Raw genomic sequence first — 16,911 nt, 5'->3', positions numbered from 1 at the left:
AGCGACTTATCTTGCTCTCTGCTGAGAATTCGGAGATTGACTTTCCCTGTAAGTTTATTTCATCGCTTCTCCTTGCTTTTTGTTTCTTGGTACTCTTCAAACTTCGAGAAGAATTCTGATAGAGATATATTTGCATACTGGCAAATTTTGGAAATGGTTGAAATTGGCAAATCGTATCCTTGGCTCTTTATCAATTTTTCAATTGTTGTTCTTCCAATTGAAGTAATTTCTTCATACTGCCTTATAGTCGGTTTAATACCGTTAATTTTAATTGGTGCAATAAATGTGACGTTAATAAAGCTCAATAAGTCATTTTCCAACTGTTCCTGTTGTTCATCTTTAATCTTTGTCATTATTTTATGATAAAAAAATTGAAAAAAATATTGTCCGCTATAGCGGACAAGTGAGTATGATTTGCTATATTTGTATTAGTTTTAAAAAAAAGCGACACGTAGGGCGGAAACTTGGTTTTCGCCAACAACGATGTTACTCTCGTCTGAAAACCGCTAAATGAACACGAGAGGACTGCGGTTCGCCATTTTCTACTGGAAATGCTATCTTTACGATATATTACCAGTAGGGTGAGCCGTCTGTAAGTCTTCTTGGGTTCAAGATTCAAGTCTCGTGTAGACTTGATGACAGGTTTCTTAGCGGTTTCCTGGGCAAGGAGCAGGATGGTTCATCTTATTGGTTTTTCAGCCGATTCGACCTTCCTACAGCTGTTGAGTTTCATCGTTTTTTATAACCAAATATGATTATGACAAAACGATTTAAACACCGTCTAAAATGCCAGGCTTACCTCCAGGATGTAAGTATTCGGTTTTCCAATTTAATTTTAATTAGTAAGATTATTCGGGCTCCAGAATAATCCGGTTAAACAATATAAACCAAAATAGGGGATAGCGGCATCCGCAAAATAGTTCGTGCCGAACAGGTAAGTGCTAGAAAGGCCCTTGACTAGGTTTTTCCCGATCTGTATTTGATACACTACACCCTTAATTTTGTGTAATTAATGAAATTGCTCTTGCGAGACTTCTAACACCTTAAATGTAGCACTTTTATTTCTAAACAACAAAATTAAATACTATAATTTTGTATTGTTATTCTATACTAAATAGGTCGGGTTTTTATTTCTTTCCGAGAGGAAGCGCCATAATAACCCCTAATGATGACTTGTAACCAATTTGCGGGCGCTTTGCGGAACTGTTAATTTTTTCTTGTTGTACAAGCAGTATTTAAAAAAAGCTGCGATTGACAACCCTTTTTGAATGCAATTTTTTTGCAAAGGGGAGGCTATGCCCGTTTAAATTGATCGGGTAGGGCTGAAGTCATCTTTTTTGAACCTATAAAATGAATCAAAAATACTTAAATGTACTAGCTCTCGAGCTGGCCATATATCAAGTACACGATCAGAACTATGATCCCACGGATAAGATCGCTGATTTTTGGACAAAGTATGATATCCGGACCATCCAGAATACCATTTCTTTACTACTTAAAAAGTCAGCAGACCGCTGGCCTAATGAAAATCTAATAGAACTCTGCCAAAAGCAGGTGTTCGGCTTCGACCTATTAGCTGTACTGATCGCTTATTTCCATGTGCATAAAGACGATGTAGACATGAGCAAATTAGATTTTTCAGACGCTGAAACAACAGGTTTTAGTTTGGATGAGCTGGAAATCACCAAGCGGATCCATGAATTTTTCGGCCGCATAGCGGACTAACTTTAACAATAAGCAGATGAAACACAGATCAAACTGGATGTCTGCCTTATTGGATAAGGTAGCCTATCTGGCAGCTATAAAAGGTGCCAAAAAAAATAATTTAAAAAAAATACAAAATGCATGGGATAAAAAGTACCCCTTCAATTGTATAGTATATAGCTTAAGGCTAATAATGTCGGCATGTACCCCTGTGCCGATGCCAAAGAGCGTAAAGGGAACGATACAGTTTTCACTGAATCTATACTTTTTAGTTTTCAATGTCATTATTTGTCTTTTAAAGGCATTGAAGAACAAACAAGCCCTATTTATGCTGGCTTGTTTGTTTCATATGTTTAGTTTATCAGCTCAGACGCCCCGCAAGGATAGCGGGGCTGAAGGGCTGTTATCTGTCAGTGGTACTGTCGTATCTTCAGTCGACGGCAAACCGATCGAAGGGGTGTCCATTCGAGTAGATGGTGAAAAGGGTAGGGCTTCTTCGCGTAACGACGGTTCCTTTTCTTTCCAAGTCCCCAATCCCAAAGGTATTGTTTCATTTTCCCATATGGGATTCAGGCGATTAGAACTACCCTATATCAGTGGGGTATCAATGAAAGTGAAATTGATACCGCTGGAGAATCAATTGGAAGAGGTGGAAGTAGTCTCTACAGGATACCAAAAGATTCCGAAGGAGCGGGCGACGGGGAGTTTTGCCCAAACGGATATGAATTACTTCAATAGCCGTCCGTCCACAACGGTGATCTCACGCTTGAAAGGGCTGGTAAGTGGCCTGCGTTTCAACTCGGATAAGGATATTTCCGTAAGAGGGCAAAGTACCATTTTTGCAAATGACCAGCCGCTGATCGTCGTAGACGGATTTCCCTATAGCGGTGATATTGATATGCTCAATCCGGAAGATATTGCGTCGGTAGATGTACTGAAAGATGCAGCTGCGGCAAGTATCTGGGGAGCACGAGCAGGAAATGGCGTCATTGTCATATCGACAAAGAAAGGTCAGGTCAATCAGCCAGTGACTATTTCCTTTTCTTCTCGTTTCTCAATTGCAGCAAAGCCGGATCTGAAATATGCGCCCAATTATATGGATGCACAGACTTACTTATCGGCAGAAAAGCTGCTCTTTGACAATGGACGCTATAATACCTTATTTGACGATACCCAAAATTATCCGGTGATTTCGCCTTATGTACAATTGTTGCATCAGGGAAATATAGCAGAAGCTGAAAAGCTTGTTAGTCAACTCGGTACCTATGATGTCCGGAATGATCTCTCGAAAGCTTTCTACCGCAATAGGCTCCTGCAAAATTATGACCTCAATATCAGTGGTGGCTATGGTAAAGGGCAATATTATACCTCAATTGCGTACAACAAGGATTTGCAGGGGCTAAAGAAAAATCAGTCAGACCGGCTTTCGATCAATCTGTCGAATACTTTGTCGATTACAGATCGCATCAAATGGACTGTTGGATTAAATTACATAAAAGCGAGAAACTCGGTCGATAATACGCTTGCTGAACTGCTCGGTGGCAATGGTCTTTATCCCTATTTACGTTTGTGGGATGACGAAGGTAATCAAACGTCTCTCTATCCAATATTCAGTGGCAACTGGGTAGATCAGCTTGCACCCCAAAAGGGGTTCCTTGACTGGTCATACTGGCCTTTGCAAGAATTGGGGCGTACAGAAAACAATAGCAATACCCATGATATCCGTGCTTATACTTCGGTCAACTTACAATTGGCCAAAGGACTTACTGCCGATATCAGTGCGCAGATGCAACATAGTTTTTTGGATAATAACCTAGTTGCTCCACAGGAATCTTTTTCAACACGTAATTTGATCAACCAGTATACGGAATTGCAGGATGGAAAGGTCGTGGGCTATAATATTCCAGTAGGGGACATTGCCAGTATTTCTAAGAGCCGTACACAGGCTGCGAACTTAAGAGGCCAGCTCAACTATTCGCGTGAAGCGAAAGAGTGGCGCTTGGATATGCTATTGGGAGCTGAACTTTCGCAGACGCAGCGTAGCTCGGATTATTTTAGATTGTATGGCTATGATAAAGATATTCTGACCGCACAGCCAGTCGATTATGTTTCCTATTTCACCTTATCACCTTATGGAACTGCTGCGACGATTCCAAACTACAGCGGTCAGGGAAAAGGTGTTTCTAGATTTGTATCTACTTTTTTCAATGGATCATTTGCACTGCACGATCGATATATTCTTTCGTCGAGCATTCGGATGGACGGCTCCAATTATTTTGGTGTCAATACCAATCAAAAGCTGGTGCCACTATGGTCTACAGGACTGAAATGGCGGCTTATAAAAGAATCTTTCTTTAAAAGAGGGCTATTCGACCAGCTTGATCTGCGCGCTACGTATGGCTATAGTGGTAATCTGTCTTCCAATCTGACGGGTGTGACCACCTTGCAATACCGTAGCAATGCAAGTTTTACGGGCTTACCTTATGCTACATTGGCCAATCTTGGCAATCCCGATCTCCGATGGGAGCGTATCGGACAGGCGAATTTTGCTATTGATTTTCGGTTGGCTAGCAAATGGCTCGAAGGCAGTATCGAGTATTATTTGAAAAATGGAAAGGATATGATCGGTGATAAGCCTTTTGCACCGAGCAGCGGGGTGAGTTCTATGCGCGGAAACTACAGCGCTATTTCGGGGCAGGGTGTAGATATCAGGCTGACGGCTAATTTGCTGAAGGGGAGTATATTTGGCTATCGCTCTGACCTCCTGTTTAGCTATACCTACGATAAGGTAAAGGCCTATGACAAAGGTGTCGTGCCCGTTATGTCATATACGGCGAATGATAATATACCGCGGGTAGGTTTTCCGGTTCACAGCTTATACAGCTTTCAATGGGCAGGACTTGATCCTCAAAATGGTGGACCTCGTATTTTGGACGTGGATGGAAAAGCCAGTGCCGATTATAACAATCTACTTAGTAATCTCCGTGCAGAAAATCTTGTGTACAACGGCATGACTCGAGCAAAATATTTTGGTAGCTGGATGAATCGAATTCGCTATCAGGATTGGGAGCTCGGGGCAAGCATACTATATAAATTGGGTTATGTATTTCGTAAACCCAGTCTTTCGTATAGCCAGCTTGCCAGCGCAGGAAAACTGGTCGGGCATGCCGAATTTGCTAACCGATGGCAGAATCAAGGGGATGAAATGAATACCGATGTACCGAGTTTTAGCTATCCGGCAAACACTAATCGCGACAATCTCTATCAATACAGCACGGTCAATGTAGGTAAGGCGGCACATATTCGACTGCAGGATGTCTTTATTTCTTATAAGCTACATCCACAGATCGGAAAGAAAAATACAGTATTGAAGATTTCTGGGCAGCTGGAAAATCTTGGGTTGCTATGGAGGGCAAATGATTGGGGGTATGATCCGGATTATATTTCAGGAAATGCCAATCCATTAGCAACTTATCCAATACCATTTCAAGTAACACTTGGTGCTTCATTAACCTATTAATTCAATAACAATGAAAATATACATGCTCATATTATCAGTGCTTGGGCTTATCACGATGATAGCTTGTTCCAGCTCTTGGCTGGATATAAAACCGGATCAATCTTTAGTCGTGCCCAAAAGCGTAGTGGACTATCAGGCCTGGCTGGATAACACATCTAAGTTCAATAATTCAAGTTCATTCGGTAATATGGAGGTCTCCGCTGATAACCTCTATGTACCTGATGCAACATTTAATGGACTCAGTTCTGCTGCTGCCCGCAATATATATACCTGGGCAAAGGGGAACGACGATTTTTATGAAGGTGAGGGAAGTGCCAGCTGGAGCGACGCTTACGATAAACTCCTGCAGGTAAATGTGATTATTGAAGGCATCGATAAAGTGGAAAGATCCTCAGATCCAACGGGCTGGGACAATGTAAAAGGTAGTGCATTGTTCTATAGAGCATTTTATCATTATGCACTTTTGGCAGAATTCTGTGGGGCCTATGATGAGGCCGATCCCTTGGGTATCCCACTCAGGAGTACGGCAAATGTGAATGATAAGATGCAGCGTAGTTCATTGAAACAGAGCTATGAATACGTATTGTCGGATTTAGATGCGGCCGAGAAATTACTGCCATTAGTACCAGCCAATAAACTGAGGCCTTCACGCTTGGCAGCTTGGGCGATGTTATCCCGGATCTATCTTGCGATGTCTAACTACGCTGCTGCGCTACAATATGCGCAACTGTGCCTGAGTAGCAATGATCAACTTCTAGATTACAACAGCTTAAATGCATCGGCTAATTTTCCTTTTGATCGATTTAATAAGGAAGTGATATTATCTGTTTACATTGCTAATCCTGCGATTCTATCGCAAAATAACCATGTCATTGATAGCGCATTGTACAGCTCTTATGGGGCGGATGATCTCCGCAGGCAGCTCTTTTTCCGTATTAATGCTGGACTTCCTCGTTTCAAAGGTGGATACTTTGGCGTCGCCAACTGCTTTGTCGGACTGGCAGTGGATGAAGTGTACCTGAATGCCGTGGAATGTCTGTTGCGCACGGGGCAGCTAAAAGAAGCCGAAAATCTGTTTAATAAATTGATGGCTACGCGCTGGAAGACAGTTAAGTATGTTCCTGTAAGCTTTAATGATCAGGCTACAGCACTAAAGACAGTTCTCGAAGAACGGCGCAAAAGCTTGCTTTTTCGCTGTATTCGGCTTACCGATATTAAGCGGTTAAATAAATCTACGGATCAAAAAGTAACGATGCGACGGAAGCTCAATGGTAATGAAATTGTATTGGCGCCAAATGATCCGAAGTATGTACTGCCTATCCCGCAAAAAGAACTATTGTTAAATCCAATGACCCAAAATCCAAGATAATATGAAAAAGATATTTTTAAGTATAGTTATCCTCTTGCATATTGTTTTTACGCTCTCAGCACAAAGGAAATCAAATTTTGTCATGCAGTTAGCGGGCTTTGATCAATTTGAGAAAGCTGCAGTGACCATTCAGCGTATTGACGAAGACGCTGACGTATTAAAACTTGAAACAGAATTAACGGATGGTCACGTCTTTTCGGTGATAGACGGAAAAGGTAAGATCGAGCTTGCAAATTTGCCGAAGCATTTTATACTTACAGTCAATATGTATAAACAGGGCTCTATAAATGAGTTTATTGACAATTGGTATGTATCTGCGACGGATAGTATAGTCGTAACCAATAATCATTCAGTAAGAAATTTTGATAAGATTACTTTTTCGGGCTTCGGCGCTGAACAATATCGTTTACAGTACACGTTGGACGGGATGCTATGGAATAGGGTTAGTTATTTCCGTTATCCTTCATCAATAGACTATTTTACCGGTGATTTTGCCCAGTTGACAATATTTGATCGTGCTGTGGATATGAATATTGAAGCTGGCAGACTGGTCAATAAATCAGATTTGGATTTTCCCGCCAAAGAGTGGATGTTGGCTAATATGTTTTACAAAATCTACTATACCTTTCTTTTGAGGCCACTAACAGTTAGCTTCATTAAAAATGATTCTAAGCGCACTGAAGATATAGCGGGCATATTGCATAAATTTGAGTCGTCTTATGGACGAACTATTGTTGAAAAGGGCAAATTGTCGTCAAGCAATTATATTAATTTTTATCTTGCGTATTGGTCATTAAAAAATACATTGTTTGGTCAAAATAATATCAAGTATAGAATCAAACTATTGGAAGACTATTTTCAAGGCCAATCATTGGAAAATATGGGCTATGCTGCTTTAAAGCGATCATTTTATGGGTTGGATGAGGAGAGTAGAAAAGTTTTCTTGAATTGGCTTATTGCACATTCGAAGTCTTCGATTCGACTAGAAAAGCTAAAGCTTAGGGAAGCAGTGGCAGTCGGCAAACCTTTTCCCGATTTCGAGTTAACAGATTTAAACGGTAAGGTTTGGCATAAAAAGGACTTATTGGGAAAAGTGGTCTTTTTCGATTTCTACTATACAGGATGCAGCAATTGTGCCATTTATTTTAAAAATACGGTTTCTAAAGTAGAAGAGCATTTTAGTCAGAATCCAAACGTATTGTTTGTTAGTGTAAGTATTGATAGAGAGAAAGAACTATGGAAAAAGTCCATTGAATCGAAAAAATATAATTCAGATCATAGTATTAAGCTTTACACAAATGGCTTGCGAGACCATCACCCGTTGATTGAATACCTTAATATAAAAGGTTATCCTTTTCCAATCTTAATGGGGAAAACAGGCTTAATTGAGACTTCGGATAATGTGAAATTAGGAAGAAGTGGCAAAAAGGTGGAAACGCTAATTGAGACCATCGACCAGGCGGTACTGAGATAAAAGAAGCCGGAGTTAAATCTCCGGCTTTTTAAAAAATACTAATTAGGAGTATATTCTCCCTTTTGGTCGCTATTAGGTACAAATGTCGCAGTTGATGGCGGCGCTTGACCCACAACTGGATTCGCCGATCCCAGATTCCATTCCGAAGTACAGACCTTGGAATCATTTGGTTGGCAATCAAGGCCATCTTCATCTCCGTAGATGTAATCAGCTGGATTTGTAGAAGGGCTTCCAGTTTTGTTATAATAACGATGAATTCCAGCCAATTTTTTGTTTGTGGCTGCTTGCTCTGTAAACGACTGCGTCAATATCGCGCCGCCTATTGTTGCTACGCCCAGTAGCAATTTCCCATATTTTTTAATTCGTACCATGGGTTTAAATTTTAGAATGTATAACTTTTGTTCTTACAAGGGCAAAGATTCCCGCGATTAGCCAAATGATATTAAAGACGATATGCGTTTTCCAGCCCATTGATTCGATCACACCACCACAGTGACAAAGCTTTTTCTCTGCAAATTTGACCATCAGACTGAGGTAAATGGTAAATACCCCCATCAAAAGGGTCGATGTCCACAGTGCAAAGCGCTTGATCCGATATACAGGAATAACGAGCAGGATCGCGAGCACAATCTCCAGCGAGGGGATGCCATAGCCGATCAATTTCGCATACTGACCTAGATGGGGGATCTTGCTATTGCCTCTGATAAAGGTAGATATATCCATAAACTTGGCCCATCCCGTGTACATGTATAGAAAGGCATAGCCGTAGATGATCACATCAGGTAAGCGATGATAGATCGAGCGTGCACCCGAGCGGATTGAACTACCGCGTTTTGGGGAGCTTGCCGGCTGATCCTGTTGATGTACTGATATATTGAAGCGCTTTTCCATAAGCTTGTTTATGTGAGTGTTGAATCTCTTTCGTTTTCTGCGGAGCCAACAGCATATCACTGCCGGATTTCCTGGTTGGTTTTACATTCACCGACATCGCGGGAATAAGGCAAATTTTCTTTTGTGCTGTTTCATAACCTTGTTTTTTATTGGAGCTTTTCGGATAGCGCTTTCACCTGTACCTATTACTTTCTTCGATTAATCTGAATGGCATTGCTTTGCTTTATCCGAGCTGCTATTACAAAGTTCAAGTACAATGTATTGTCCATGTTGGGATTTTGAATACTAAGTTTTGTGTTTGCCTCAACGAATAATTGTGATAGGATGCCCAAAAAATTGGACTGTTAGCAATCATGATCCCGAAATAGGCGACGGAGTAACTCGCTGCTGATCCCCATAAATCGGGCAATCTCCTTATGGTTGACATAACTTCTGAGATCGGGATATTTGTCAAACACAAAGTCGTATTTATCCTGATTATCTAAAGATAACATCTTATGCCGATAGTCCAGATAGGTCTCCTGCCTGTCCTTGAGATTGGCATACAGGTAAAATACTTTTGGGTTGTTTGCATTAATTTCCTCCAGTTGTCGGAGCGAGGTACGGTAAGTGCGGCAATCACTCAGCGCGATAAACTGATAGCGATGTTTATGGTTGGGGATCATCAATGATTCGCCAGCAATGGCATAGCGTAAGGGACAGGTTTTCTCGTATTTCCCAAAGATTCCGTCAACGATCAGATAGAGCTCGCCCCAATCGTTCGTCAGTCGCTCGCCCTTTATAAAATTCTCTTCCTCAAATACGGCTGATAGTTCGGGAATCTCGGTTTGCCATTGTGAATTGATATCCCTAAAAAAGGGATCGAGTAGGTGTTCTTTACTTTTTTTCATTGTTTAGTTTATGTTGGAATTTTTTATCATAAAAAAGGAAAAGGCAATTTACATATTTGATTAATTAAAGGTTAATTGAGGGATAAATGACCTATTTGATGGGTGAACTGCATATATCATGGGTGAATGGTATTTTACGCCACGATTGTCAGCTAATTTTCAGTTCAGTGCTGCTTTTTTGCTCTGTTTCCCCCGACTTGTTTTTTTTTCATTTCTTGTTGCAAATTTGTTTATCAGCTGATCATTAAATGAATATATCGTACGATAGAGCAGGATAGATTCGACCTGCATCTTTCGAGTCAACAAAATGATTTAAACATGGCAAATGAATTGCAAACAAGCGTAACAAGTGATCTATTTGAAGGCTATACAGCTTTTGAACTGTTTGGTGACGACCCCATATTGGGCGATCTGGATGATGATAAATGTTGGACAGGATCTCTATAGTTCTTCATCGTACACCAATGGCCTCAGGTGATTCAAATTCACCTGGGCCATATTAACCGAAAACCGAATGAACAATCAAAAAAAAGAACAACTACAACGCCTGCTGTGGATGGCGAATGTGCAAGGCTTTTATCCGGATAAGCCCGCAGTTGAACTGGAGGCTGGCTATCAACGGTGGCAGGATCATCGCCAACGCTTTGCACAGCTGGATTTAGATTTTACTGCTGAAAATGTACTGCTTAAATTGCCTAAACTTGAGCTTGGCTCTTTAGCCGGCAGCATCGTATTTACATTTCATTATGGGCCATATCGCCTTTTGCCACGTTATCTGATCGCAGCAGGTTACCAACTCACCATCGTAGTCTCGGCTGCAGTGCTAAACAGAGAGCGAAGGCAATACGCACGCGATCTGTCTGCCATGGGCTTGCCAGCCGATAGGCTCGAATGTCTCGAAGCGAATAACGCGCTGGTGATACGTAAGATGCTTCAGGCCATTGCACGTAATCGGCTGATCCTGGTATTTTTGGATGCCAATGAATCGGTAGGCAGCAATGACAGTAAAGAGAAGCAGGGGCGATTGCGGATATCTTTCGGTGCAAGCTACTTTTATTGGCGTAGTAACCTGCTTAAGCTTGCACATCAATTTGGACTACCTGTATACGCCATTCATCTAAGTTCAAAACTGCATGAGGCTAGGCCAACCTGGCAAGTGGAAGATCCGCTCACTGTATTAGCCCCGGCGGACAAGAATAATCCCATGGCGCTCGTACAAGCCTTTACCAAACTCCAGGAATACTTTCAGGCAATGATGAAGCAGGATTGGACTGCTTGGGAAAACTGGGGGCTGATGCACCATTACAAGGGATTTGACGAACGAAACGGTTTGGAAGGAAGGAATAAGGGCGGTTGGATGATACCTTTTTCTTTTGCAGATAAAGGTTATCTATTTGATCTATCTCGTAAGCTTTTTTATGAAATTATTGTTAAAAAGGATAATATTATCTAATTTGGGTTAACTACTTGACCGGTTCTAATATGAAGGCTTTTTCATTCAACCTGAGCTTTTTAAACCAATTGCATTACAGGTTTTTACTTGGAATCACAGCACTTGCCGTGCTGCTGGGTATCCTATTCAAAGATTTATGGTTAAATCACCCGCCAAACATCTTTATCATATATATCATTCCGTATTTATTTTATTTTACAGTTTGTTTCAGCACTTTTCATATTATAAGGACGCAGAGGTATCTGCTCTGGTTTGTTTTAGTGCCCGGTGTCGCGCTCCTCGTATTGGTTTATCCAATTGTGAAATGGTATTATTATAGTTTTTTGACGGCACACGGCGTGGTATTTTATTCCCCTTGGAAGGATGGGGATGCGCAAGAGCTATTTATTAAAATCGTTCGTGGCCTTGCGTTCATGTGGCTATTCATTTCAGCCGAAACTTTTTTCTGGCAGAAGAAAAATAAAAAAATGAAGATTTCCAAGCTCCAGCTCGCCGTAAAAGATATTTCTGATCATGCGCTGCTGTCAGGACATTTTTTGTTTAAGCTTTATCAATTCGCTGTTGAGGGAAGAATAGTTTTTGACCTTAAAGTGCTGGATTACTTTCAATACATCATCAATAAAATTGCCACGCGGGACACTCGGGTGGCGCTGGTTGAGGAATGGACTTATCTTAAACAACTGGTGGATATGTGCGTGCATCGTACAATAGAGATCAAAGGCGAGGAGCTTGTCCCCGCTTATATCTGGAACAGGTCTGTCCCCACGCTTTCACTGATGACCTGGGTAGAAAATGCGATCTCCTATAGCCCAATTGGAAAAGCGATCCCTATTGTCATCGAGTGGTTAGATGAAAATAATGCAACAGTTTTTCGGGTGCGTAATCGTATTGCGAGCCATAATGAGAAGAAAGGAACTGGCAAGGGACTAGAACTGGTCAATCGTCTTTTTGAACCTTTGAAAGAACACCGCGTAAATATTGCATATCGTATTGAGGAGCAGATGTATTTTGTGGTAGAGTTAAAATTTATGAAATAATTATGCCTAAATATAGTATTGTTGTGGTCGACGATGACAGATCAGACGCCAATAAGGTCCTCGAACAGATCTTAAAATTAAAAGACATTCACAAAATAGGTGATTTCGAAGATGTCAAAGTTTTCGAGAATGGAAAGGAGGCACTCAACTACCTGATACATCATAAAGTAGATATTCTTTTTCTGGATATACAGATGCCTGAAATCTCTGGATTTGAGCTTTACAGAATATTGCCTGAACAGATGCGTCCAGCGCTGGTCTTTGTAACAGCTTATGCCGAATTTGCGCTGGATAGTTACAAATTGGATGCTTGCGATTATCTGCTAAAGAATGTCTCTTTTGATGCTGTATTTCTGGCTTTAAATAAATGCCTTAAACGATTAGGGACACCAATCATGATAGCGCCAGAGGTAAGGCGTGAATATTACGTATACGAAGTCAAAGATTCTCGCTATAAAAGGGTTTTGAAATATCGAGATATCATCTATATTCATAGCATCGACAATTATGTAGAAATAGTGACCCGTAGCGAAAGGCTGATATGCAGAATCACTATGGAGGAGATCGAAGAAAATATGCCCCTTTCTTATTTTGTGCGTATACATCGCGGTTATATTGTCAACTTCCAGTTTGTTAGGCATATTGATGGTGGCAAGTTATGGCTCACTGAAGGTGAAAAAGCTGGTCTTCCCATCAGTCGATCGCGCAGAAAGAATATCGCCGGCATGAGGAAATCAGTGGAATAACTCGTCTTTTATAAACCCCAATTATACATTATGCGTAAAAATCAGTACCTCAAGGGCTTTTCCATAAGTCCTGGGCATTCCTTTGCCCAAAAATTGATCTTGTTGGAACTATTGGCAGTAAAGCGCCAACTGGCAACTTATCTCGAGCTGCGGGAGCAGCTGGAAGCGGAAAATGTGCTGCTGCGTGATGCCGAATATGTCAAATCGCATGTCGGCATCTCTACCGAGACGCTCTATCGCCTCCAGCGGGATGGTTATATCTGCATCGCGAAGCGCGAGCGCAATAAACGCTATTACCGCGATGTGGATGTAGAACGCCTGCGCAAGAGCTACCGCGGCCTTTAGACCGCTCGATCAATTGATTTCTACCTGTATACGCATTACTTTCTTCGGGCGTCTCTCTGATAGGGAGACGTTTTTTTTATCTATTTTTTTGCATTACATAGTTTGTTAGCTCCACGCCATTTCGGCTGACTTGCTGCTCTTGGATTACCCGATATCCACGGCGCTCAAAAAAGGGCTTTGCGGTTATCGAAGCATGCGTTGTAAATAGATCGCATGCGGCAGCATTTTCCAGTTTATTGCACAGCGCAGTGGCAATACCCTGTCCCTGATAGTCTTTGTGGACGTAAAGGCGGTCGAGGTAGCCAGCTGTTGTGATATCGCCAAATCCTACAAGCTGATTATTCACCACTGCAACGAAGGTATGGTGAGCCAAAAAGGATTCGTTCCAGGCCTTCAGGTCAAGCTGACCCGTCGCCCACACATCCAATTGCTCCTGGCTGTAATCTGCGGCATTGACCGTATGCACCGTATCATAAAATAACTGACTGATCTGTGCCAGATCGGAGGGCTGATAGTGTCGTATTTCCATTTTTTATTTTTAAGGGTTTCAAATTTAAGATTATTTGCACGATTGCCCAACTTTCTTCTCCCTTTCTCCCGACCAGCTCCTGCCTTTGCAGCAATTTTCATCGAATTGGCATCGGGATTTCATCGGGAAAATCCGATCAGCACCCGATGAAATCTCGATGAAAATACGATAAAAGCAGGGAGTTAATCGGGGATTAACTCCCCGCCAGTTAAAATATGACCAGGATTGTCAGGTAAGAGCTATTATGGCTATTTTGTTGATTAACAGTGTTTAGGTGTTCGATTTACACTAAAACGTTTTCGGTAATCACACAACCGATTGCGTTTGGTTCTGATAAGATGAATCTGGTTTTTTAACTGGATATTACGGCCGTCATTCATTTGGTCTGTTTTACCTGAGGACGATAAATAACTTAATTTAAAATCTATACATTTTTTTTCAAGATGAAAACCAGCAAACGTTTACTTATTTTGATGGCTATTGCATTATTCCAGCAGGGGCTCGTAAAGGCTCAGTGGACAGGCAAAAGGGAAAAACCTGCTCACCCCATTGAAGTGAAATTTGGTGCCATTACCAAGCCAAACAGGACTGATACGGCAATGGCCGCATTTCGAAATTATGGGCTAGGCCAATTTATCCACTGGGGTTTATATGCCATTCCGGGCAATGAATGGAATGGTGTAAGCGCCCGGAGCGGTGCACCGGCATCGGAGTGGATTCGAAAATGGGAGGGACCTACCGTACCTGAAAACTGGATAGAAACGTACGACAACCTTTACAAACAATTTAATCCAAAAAATTTCGATGCAAAACGATGGGCCAAGCGGGCCAAAGAAATGGGCGCGAAATATGTCATCTTTACAACAAAACACCACGATGGATTTTGCTTATGGCCTTCTAAATATTCGGATTATACCATAGCGAACAGCCCTTATAAAAAAGATATCGTGAAGCAGGTGGTGGATGCATATACGGAGCAGGGGATCGATGTGTTCTTATATTTTTCTGTAGAGGAATGGACCAACAAGGACTATGTCAAAAACATTCCAAAAACGCCTGATGAGATAGCTCGCTTTGATCGCTTTTTGAAATATACCAGAAACCAGCTGCTGGAATTACAGACAAACTACCCCAAAATAAAAGGCTTTTGGTTTGATGGTACCTGGGATCCTTCCTGGATAAATGCTTATGCGTTTACATATAACCTAGAGAAAGAGTTGAGAAACAACAATCCAAACCTCATCATCGGCTCGCGTTTTCGAAATGATGAACATGAAAGTCGGCATTTTGATTCAAACGGTGTCTTATTGGGCGATTATGAACAGGGCTGGGAGCGGAAGATGCCTGTCAATATGGAGTTGCTGGGCGGCAATGATTGGGACTGTGTGATGACAATACCGCCCAACGGCTGGGGATATATAAAGAATACGGATGGGATGTATTTGAAAACAACAAATGACATCATCGATTTGTTGATGAAATCTCGCGCCATGAACGGTAATTTTGTCCTTAATTTCGGTCCGGACCAAGATGGAAATATGAGTAAACACGAGAATGAACTGATTACAGCATTGGGAAAATGGACGAATACGAATGCTGAAGCCATCTATGAAGTGAAAAATTTTCCCTTAGAAAGTAAATATGGTTACTACACCTTGAGCAAAACTGATCCGACCTCGCTATTCTTAACGGTAATCAATAGGCCTGTAGATGGTATATTAAGACTTGTTTTTCCTAGCAATGCCAAATTGGTTCCCGCATCGGCAGCTTTACTAGATCATCAGCGTGATCTGCTGCTGAAAAAAGCAAATATTGGTTTGGATAGAGATACAAATACGTATTTCGATATCATTATCCCTGAAGGTTTGAAAACGAAAAGAGCTTTCGTAATTAAAATAAAACTAAGTACTCCAGCGATTTCAGAAAATAAACTGATGGATGCAAAAATCTAAATAGTAATAATACTGGTCGTAATAATAAAAGGCAGGAGTTAATAACGCATTAACTACCTGCCAATCCAAATAATACCATTATCCTAAGATGGTGAAGATATCGATACTACTCCCGGTAATCAGTATCATCTACCTTTTTACTTTTGATTTTTTTGCCCATTTTAATCTTTATGTCGGTTCTAAAAAGTATGAGTGCAGGTCTATGATCGGTCAGTTTTCCGATGCCTGTCGGTCAACGGTCGGTGTAACTTTGTTTGTTTATTTGTTATTGATTTAAAGTGTTTTATGTTTGTTATGTCAATCAGATGTACCGGTACGAAACAGGATTGATTTTAACACATGGGAACTATTGTAAACGGAGCAAATGGAGGCTTTAAGGGTAAAGCCGGCTCAGTAATCGGAAGTAGTTGGAAGAGCATCAACTACATCAAAGGGCTTTATAAAAAGAGATCAAAGCCCGCCTCAGAGGCACAGCTCATCCAGCAGGAAAAGTTCAGGACGCTGATGCGTTTTCTGCTACCGATCAATGTCTTTTTAAAAATCGGTTTCGGTGGTAAAAACACCGATAAAGTGACCCCGATGAATGCGGCATTTCAATTCAACCTCAAAAGGGCGATCACAGGTGTCTATCCCGATTTTTCGCTTGATTATTCCAACATCAGTATTTCGGATGGTGGCTTATACGGCGGTGGTACAGCAGCCGTGTCCTATGACTCGGGCGAACTTATCTTTACCTGGTCGACAGGTGCCAGCGAAACGTTCGAAACCTTTGGGGATGACTTGGTGTATGTGCTGGCCTATCATCCCGAAAAAGATGAGTTCATTTCAACTCCGGCACCGAGTACGCGATCGATGGGTGTGGTGACCTTTTTGGTACCCGACCATCTAGCTAACGGTTCAGTGCATACCTGGCTGTTTTTGTCAAATCGGTCCAAAACCCGGGTGTCTAAAAGTGTGTATCTGGGCGAGGTACAGCTTATCTAATTAACTGTGGGCTGGGC

At 41.5% G+C, this 16,911-nt stretch carries 16 protein-coding genes; 11 read left to right on the top strand and 5 right to left on the bottom strand.

All coding sequences use genetic code 11. From position 1 onward, the window contains the following. Positions 1-59: 59 nt before the first annotated feature. Positions 60-353, bottom strand: coding sequence for a hypothetical protein (locus B3P16_RS20300; protein WP_286844107.1), 294 nt, complete (start codon positions 351-353; stop codon positions 60-62). Between the two features lie 997 nt (positions 354-1,350). On the opposite strand from B3P16_RS20300, the gene B3P16_RS20295 reads away from it, so the two are divergent. From B3P16_RS20295 to B3P16_RS20280, 4 genes are read left to right on the top strand one after another with little or no spacing between them, the layout of a single operon-like run. After that, positions 1,351-1,725: a hypothetical protein gene (locus B3P16_RS20295; protein WP_286844105.1), complete on the top strand. Its 375-nt coding sequence runs from the start codon at positions 1,351-1,353 to the stop codon at positions 1,723-1,725. Positions 1,726-1,741: 16 nt separating this feature from the next. Beyond that, complete coding sequence (locus B3P16_RS20290; RefSeq protein WP_286844104.1) at positions 1,742-5,224, top strand: SusC/RagA family TonB-linked outer membrane protein; 3,483 nt, start codon at positions 1,742-1,744, stop codon at positions 5,222-5,224. A 22-nt stretch (positions 5,225-5,246) separates the two neighbouring features. After that, positions 5,247-6,593: a RagB/SusD family nutrient uptake outer membrane protein gene (locus B3P16_RS20285; protein WP_286844102.1), complete on the top strand. Its 1,347-nt coding sequence runs from the start codon at positions 5,247-5,249 to the stop codon at positions 6,591-6,593. Position 6,594: 1 nt separating this feature from the next. Then, positions 6,595-8,067, top strand: coding sequence for a TlpA family protein disulfide reductase (locus B3P16_RS20280; protein WP_286844100.1), 1,473 nt, complete (start codon positions 6,595-6,597; stop codon positions 8,065-8,067). Between the two features lie 38 nt (positions 8,068-8,105). Here B3P16_RS20280 and B3P16_RS20275 read toward each other — a convergent pair whose 3' ends face one another. The 3 genes from B3P16_RS20275 to B3P16_RS20265 all read right to left on the bottom strand — a co-directional run bounded on the left by B3P16_RS20275 (position 8,106) and on the right by B3P16_RS20265 (position 9,848). Next, positions 8,106-8,438: a hypothetical protein gene (locus tag B3P16_RS20275; protein WP_286844098.1), complete on the bottom strand. Its 333-nt coding sequence runs from the start codon at positions 8,436-8,438 to the stop codon at positions 8,106-8,108. A gap of 4 nt (positions 8,439-8,442) precedes the next feature. Next, positions 8,443-8,958 carry a MauE/DoxX family redox-associated membrane protein gene (locus B3P16_RS20270; protein ID WP_286844096.1) on the bottom strand — a complete coding sequence of 172 codons (516 nt, stop codon included), beginning with the start codon at positions 8,956-8,958 and terminating at the stop codon, positions 8,443-8,445. 344 nt (positions 8,959-9,302) lie between these two features. Then, a complete protein-coding gene (locus B3P16_RS20265; protein WP_286844094.1) occupies positions 9,303-9,848 on the bottom strand; it encodes a hypothetical protein in 546 nt (181 codons plus the stop codon). A 318-nt stretch (positions 9,849-10,166) separates the two neighbouring features. Between B3P16_RS20265 and B3P16_RS20260 the strand changes: the two genes are divergently transcribed. From B3P16_RS20260 to B3P16_RS20240, 5 genes are all read left to right on the top strand, one after another. After that, positions 10,167-10,295 (top strand): hypothetical protein, encoded by a 129-nt coding sequence (locus B3P16_RS20260; protein ID WP_262511804.1) that lies wholly within the window; start codon positions 10,167-10,169, stop codon positions 10,293-10,295. A 67-nt stretch (positions 10,296-10,362) separates the two neighbouring features. Then, entirely contained in the window at positions 10,363-11,301 is a 939-nt protein-coding gene (locus B3P16_RS20255) for a hypothetical protein (RefSeq protein WP_286844092.1), read from the top strand. A gap of 29 nt (positions 11,302-11,330) precedes the next feature. After that, a complete protein-coding gene (locus tag B3P16_RS20250) occupies positions 11,331-12,338 on the top strand; it encodes a hypothetical protein (protein ID WP_286844091.1) in 1,008 nt (335 codons plus the stop codon). A gap of 2 nt (positions 12,339-12,340) precedes the next feature. Beyond that, the gene (locus tag B3P16_RS20245; RefSeq protein ID WP_286844090.1) at positions 12,341-13,084 is read left to right on the top strand and encodes a LytR/AlgR family response regulator transcription factor; all 744 of its coding nucleotides are present in this window, start codon (positions 12,341-12,343) and stop codon (positions 13,082-13,084) included. Positions 13,085-13,114: 30 nt separating this feature from the next. Then, positions 13,115-13,429, top strand: coding sequence for a MerR family transcriptional regulator (locus tag B3P16_RS20240; RefSeq protein WP_286844089.1), 315 nt, complete (start codon positions 13,115-13,117; stop codon positions 13,427-13,429). A gap of 76 nt (positions 13,430-13,505) precedes the next feature. Here B3P16_RS20240 and B3P16_RS20235 read toward each other — a convergent pair whose 3' ends face one another. Next, positions 13,506-13,958 (bottom strand): GNAT family N-acetyltransferase, encoded by a 453-nt coding sequence (locus B3P16_RS20235; protein ID WP_286844088.1) that lies wholly within the window; start codon positions 13,956-13,958, stop codon positions 13,506-13,508. Positions 13,959-14,401: 443 nt separating this feature from the next. On the opposite strand from B3P16_RS20235, the gene B3P16_RS20230 reads away from it, so the two are divergent. Further along, entirely contained in the window at positions 14,402-15,910 is a 1,509-nt protein-coding gene (locus tag B3P16_RS20230) for an alpha-L-fucosidase (protein WP_286844087.1), read from the top strand. 339 nt (positions 15,911-16,249) lie between these two features. After that, positions 16,250-16,894, top strand: coding sequence for a DUF6266 family protein (locus B3P16_RS20225; protein WP_286844085.1), 645 nt, complete (start codon positions 16,250-16,252; stop codon positions 16,892-16,894). Positions 16,895-16,911 lie beyond the last annotated feature (17 nt).

Origin of the sequence: Sphingobacterium sp. UBA7631, from assembly GCF_002483935.1 — a bacterium.
Lineage (GTDB): Bacteria > Bacteroidota > Bacteroidia > Sphingobacteriales > Sphingobacteriaceae > Sphingobacterium > Sphingobacterium multivorum.
The sequence above is the reverse complement of the archived record's forward strand: the minus strand, read 5'-3'. Positions and strand labels throughout refer to the sequence as shown.

Bases quoted from the DNA above. Each gene is read 5' to 3' on its own strand.
- B3P16_RS20300 (WP_286844107.1), bottom strand. From the start codon at position 353: ATGACAAAGATTAAAGATGAACAACAGGAACAGTTGGAAAATGACTTA.
- B3P16_RS20295 (WP_286844105.1), top strand. From the start codon at position 1,351: ATGAATCAAAAATACTTAAATGTACTAGCTCTCGAGCTGGCCATATAT.
- B3P16_RS20290 (WP_286844104.1), top strand. From the start codon at position 1,742: ATGAAACACAGATCAAACTGGATGTCTGCCTTATTGGATAAGGTAGCC.
- B3P16_RS20285 (WP_286844102.1), top strand. From the start codon at position 5,247: ATGCTCATATTATCAGTGCTTGGGCTTATCACGATGATAGCTTGTTCC.
- B3P16_RS20280 (WP_286844100.1), top strand. From the start codon at position 6,595: ATGAAAAAGATATTTTTAAGTATAGTTATCCTCTTGCATATTGTTTTT.
- B3P16_RS20275 (WP_286844098.1), bottom strand. From the start codon at position 8,438: ATGGTACGAATTAAAAAATATGGGAAATTGCTACTGGGCGTAGCAACA.
- B3P16_RS20270 (WP_286844096.1), bottom strand. From the start codon at position 8,958: ATGGAAAAGCGCTTCAATATATCAGTACATCAACAGGATCAGCCGGCA.
- B3P16_RS20265 (WP_286844094.1), bottom strand. From the start codon at position 9,848: ATGAAAAAAAGTAAAGAACACCTACTCGATCCCTTTTTTAGGGATATC.
- B3P16_RS20260 (WP_262511804.1), top strand. From the start codon at position 10,167: ATGGCAAATGAATTGCAAACAAGCGTAACAAGTGATCTATTTGAAGGC.
- B3P16_RS20255 (WP_286844092.1), top strand. From the start codon at position 10,363: ATGAACAATCAAAAAAAAGAACAACTACAACGCCTGCTGTGGATGGCG.
- B3P16_RS20250 (WP_286844091.1), top strand. From the start codon at position 11,331: ATGAAGGCTTTTTCATTCAACCTGAGCTTTTTAAACCAATTGCATTAC.
- B3P16_RS20245 (WP_286844090.1), top strand. From the start codon at position 12,341: ATGCCTAAATATAGTATTGTTGTGGTCGACGATGACAGATCAGACGCC.
- B3P16_RS20240 (WP_286844089.1), top strand. From the start codon at position 13,115: ATGCGTAAAAATCAGTACCTCAAGGGCTTTTCCATAAGTCCTGGGCAT.
- B3P16_RS20235 (WP_286844088.1), bottom strand. From the start codon at position 13,958: ATGGAAATACGACACTATCAGCCCTCCGATCTGGCACAGATCAGTCAG.
- B3P16_RS20230 (WP_286844087.1), top strand. From the start codon at position 14,402: ATGAAAACCAGCAAACGTTTACTTATTTTGATGGCTATTGCATTATTC.
- B3P16_RS20225 (WP_286844085.1), top strand. From the start codon at position 16,250: ATGGGAACTATTGTAAACGGAGCAAATGGAGGCTTTAAGGGTAAAGCC.